Source organism: Streptomyces sp. NPDC035033 (assembly GCF_040636735.1).
GTDB lineage: Bacteria > Actinomycetota > Actinomycetes > Streptomycetales > Streptomycetaceae > Streptomyces.
The window spans coordinates 1-3523 of record NZ_JBEZUZ010000197.1; the positions used below are offsets into that span (position 1 = coordinate 1).

At 78.1% G+C, this 3523-nt stretch carries 4 protein-coding genes; 1 reads left to right on the top strand and 3 read right to left on the bottom strand.

The window, feature by feature from the left end:
* Window positions 1–92: 92 nt before the first annotated feature.
* The 3 genes from AB0E83_RS35230 to AB0E83_RS35240 all read right to left on the bottom strand — a co-directional run bounded on the left by AB0E83_RS35230 (window position 93) and on the right by AB0E83_RS35240 (window position 1788).
* A complete protein-coding gene (locus AB0E83_RS35230) occupies window positions 93–374 on the bottom strand; it encodes a zf-TFIIB domain-containing protein (RefSeq protein WP_362120870.1) in 282 nt (93 codons plus the stop codon).
* 46 nt (window positions 375–420) lie between these two features.
* The gene (locus AB0E83_RS35235) at window positions 421–1422 is read right to left on the bottom strand and encodes an aminoglycoside phosphotransferase family protein (RefSeq protein WP_362120872.1); all 1002 of its coding nucleotides are present in this window, start codon (window positions 1420–1422) and stop codon (window positions 421–423) included.
* A 198-nt stretch (window positions 1423–1620) separates the two neighbouring features.
* On the bottom strand, window positions 1621–1788 hold the full coding sequence (locus AB0E83_RS35240) for a hypothetical protein (RefSeq protein WP_362120874.1): 168 nt from the start codon (window positions 1786–1788) through the stop codon (window positions 1621–1623).
* 516 nt (window positions 1789–2304) lie between these two features.
* On the opposite strand from AB0E83_RS35240, the gene AB0E83_RS35245 reads away from it, so the two are divergent.
* Window positions 2305–3477, top strand: coding sequence for a protein kinase (locus tag AB0E83_RS35245; RefSeq protein ID WP_362120876.1), 1173 nt, complete (start codon window positions 2305–2307; stop codon window positions 3475–3477).
* The last annotated feature ends 46 nt before the right edge of the window (window positions 3478–3523 follow it).

Genomic DNA, 3523 nt, shown 5'->3' on the forward strand with positions numbered 1-3523 from the left:
GGGGGGGGTTTCGTGGTGCGGGGCCCCGCGGGCCGGCCGCCGGGGCCGCCCCGGGCCCGGCTGGGGTAACGGAGCCGGGGCCGGGGCGGGGCTCAGGAGGAGAAGAGCATCCGGCCGAAGCCGCGCCGGCCGTAGTGGCCGCCGTGGTGACCGCCGTGCGGGGCGCCCCAGGCGGGCGCGGCCGGGGCGGGCTGGGCCGGGTAGGCGGCCGGCGGGGCGGGCGGGGCCTGCTGCGCCCACTGGGACTCCAGGCGGGTCAGCGCCTCCAGCTCGCCGTAGTCCAGGAAGATCCCGCGGCAGCCGCTGCACTGCTCGATCTGGACGCCGTTGCGGTTGTACGTGTGCATCGCCGCGTGACACTTGGGACACTGCATGCTCGGCTCAACTCCCTGCCGTTGCCGTTCGAATGGTGGCTTCACCTTAGGGGGACGCCGCGGAGGCCGGGGCGGTTCGGGCGTCCACGATCCGGGCGCAGGTGTCGATCATCACTTCCTCGACCTCGTCGAGGGCCCGCCCCTCCCCGGTGGACTTGGCGAGCGCGAGGGCCGCGGTCTGCACGGTCAGGGCCCGGGCGGGCAGGTCGAGCCGCGCCCACGGGTCCGCGCCGACGGCCGGTCCGCCCGCCGCCTCGTAGGCGCCGAGGAACCGCGCCCACACCTCCGCCGGGAGCAGCCCCGCGGCGAACCAGGCGGCGGGCCGGGCCAGGTCCCAGGCGGGGTCGCCGAGACCGGCGTCGTCGACGTCGATGAGCCGCCAGTCGCCGTGGAAGTCCCGCACGAGCTGCCCGAGGTGGAAGTCGCCGTGGCAGAGGTACGCGCGCGTGCCGCCGGTTCCGGCCGCGTCCCCTTCCCCGGCCCCGGCCCCGGTGACGGTGCGCCAGGCCGCGAGGACGGTCGGGGCGGCCGGGTGGTCCGGTGCGGCGCGGAGCATCCGGCCGACCGCCAGGGCGGCCTTCTCCGGCGCGCGCATCGCCGGCAGCGGGGCGCCGGGCACGGCCGGCGGCGGGGTGCGGTGGAGCAGGGCGAGGAGCCGGGCCGCCTCCTCCCAGGGGGCGGCGCCGGGGTCCTCCGGGTCGACCGGGGGACCGTACGGCCAGACCGTCACCGGCCGTCCGGCGACCCGCTCGGGGCGGGGGCCGGGCACCGGCGGGAGGAGGATCCCGCCGAGGCCGGGGTGGCCGGCGAGCGCGAGGCGGGCCGCGTGCGGGCCGTCGCCGGTGCCGGGAGCGTGCGCCTTGGCGACGAGCCCGCCATGCCGGACGACGGCGCCGTCCTCCCGGTCCGCCAGGATCCCGACCGTCCCGGGGTCGCACCGGCAGGCTCCCCCGCCGTGCACGATCCGGCGGGCGATCAGGGCGAGCCTCCCGAGCACGTCACCGGCGGACGGCTCCGGGGCGTGGGGTGCGGTCTCCGCGAAGTCCATCCGGCGAGCGTACGCGGCGGGGGCGGCGGGCACGGGGCGGGGACCGGGTGGCGGTACGGGGCGGGGCGGGTACGCGAAGGGGCCGGTCGGCTCCCCGGCCGACCGGCCCCCGCGCTGTCGTCCGCCGCACCCCCGTCCCCACGGGGCTGTCGGCCGATGTCCCCGACCCGGGCCGCTCTCCCGGGTCCGGGGCGCCGCTCAGCGCCCCAGCATCACGCCCACGGACGACGCCTGTGTGACCACTGCATCCCAGCCGCCGAAGACGACGACGAGCAGGGCCGCGAGAGGGAGGACCATGGCGGTGGCGACCAGGGGGTGGCGGTGTCCCGTGGGGCGGGGCGCCGGCCGGTGTGCCGTGTGGGCCATGGTCCTCTCCTGCCGTTTCTGTTTTCCGGGTGCTCGGTGCGGTGGGCGCGTGTTCCTCGGGGGACGAGAGTCGCGCCCACCGCATGACCTCAACACTAGGGAGCGGAGGGGGCCGGGGCGTCATGCCCGCGTACCGGCTTTCGGGCCTACGGGAGGATGACACCGGTCCCCCCGGAGTACTCCCCTGGGTGGAGAAGGGGGCGCGCGGGTGGGGGTCTTCCCGGAGGGGACGCGCCCCCGGGCGCCCGGCGGCGGGGGTGGGGGTGACATGGGTCACGTACGGCGGGAAGCGGGGCCCGACGGGGGCCCGGGGCGGCCCCGGGGCGGGGGAAGTTGCCCGGACGACGAGGTCAAGTGGGTTTCCCCGGGCGGGCGTTGGCCGGGGCGCGCGGGGCGGGGCGGGGCGGGGCTCCCCCTCAGCACTGACAATCGATGCCGGTGGGAGGGCGCGGCCTATGAGCGCGCGGGGGCGGCACTACGTAAGCTGTGCCACGTCGAACGGACGAGGGGACGGACATGGCGATGATGCGGCTCCGGCGCGAGGATCCGCGGGTCGTCGGGGCGTTCCGGCTCCACCGCAGGCTGGGCGCCGGAGGGATGGGGGTCGTGTACCTCGGCTCCGACCGGCGCGGTCAGCGGGTGGCGCTGAAGGTGATCCGGCCGGATCTGGCCGAGGACCAGGAGTTCCGGTCGCGGTTCGCCCGTGAGGTGTCGGCGGCCCGGCGGATCCGGGGCGGCTGCACCGCCCGGCTGGTCGCCGCCGACCTGGAGGCCGAACGGCCCTGGTTCGCCACCCAGTACGTGCCCGGCCCGTCGCTGCACGACCGGGTCGCCGAGGAGGGTCCGCTGCGGGCCGCCGACGTGGCCTCGATCGGGGCCGCGCTGTCGGAGGGCCTGGTCGCCGTCCACGAGGCGGGGGTCGTGCACCGGGACCTGAAGCCGTCGAACATCCTGCTCTCCCCCAAGGGCCCCCGGATCATCGACTTCGGGATCGCCTGGGCCACCGGCGCCAGCACCCTCACCCACGTCGGCACCGCGGTCGGCTCCCCCGGCTTCCTCGCGCCCGAGCAGGTGCGGGGCGCGGCCGTCACCCCGGCGACGGACGTCTTCTCGCTCGGCGCCACCCTCGCGTACGCCTCGATGGGCGACTCCCCCTTCGGCCACGGCAGTTCCGAGGTCATGCTGTACCGCGTGGTGCACGAGGAGGCCCAGCTCCAGGGCGTGCCGGACGCGCTCGCGCCGCTGATCCGGGCCTGTCTGGCGAAGGACCCGGAGGACCGGCCCAGCACGCTCCAGCTGTCGATGCGGCTCAAGGAGATCGCGGCCCGCGAGGCGCAGGGGCTGCCGGCCGCCCGGCCGCCGGCCCCGCGCGAGCGGGTGGAGGAGCGCGGCACGCCGCGGCCGACCGAGCGGTACACGGAGCGGGACACCCGGGGCCGGGAGCCGGAGCGCGCGGCGGCCCGGGGGCGCGGGTCCGCGCCGTCCTCGCGGCCCTCGGCGCCCGGTCCCCGCACCGGCGGCTCCCGCGCTCCGCAGTCGCGGCCCGGGACCCGGCCGGGGGCGCGGACGACGTCCACCGGCCGCCGTCCGGCCAACCCCCGGCTGCTGCGCCAGCGGCTCGTCGTCTTCGTGGTGGTGACGCTGCTGGTGGCGCTGGGCATCGCCGCCGCCCAGGCCCTCCAGGGCTGAGCCCCCGCCTTCACGGCCGGAGCCCCGGTACGCGCGCGCGTACCGG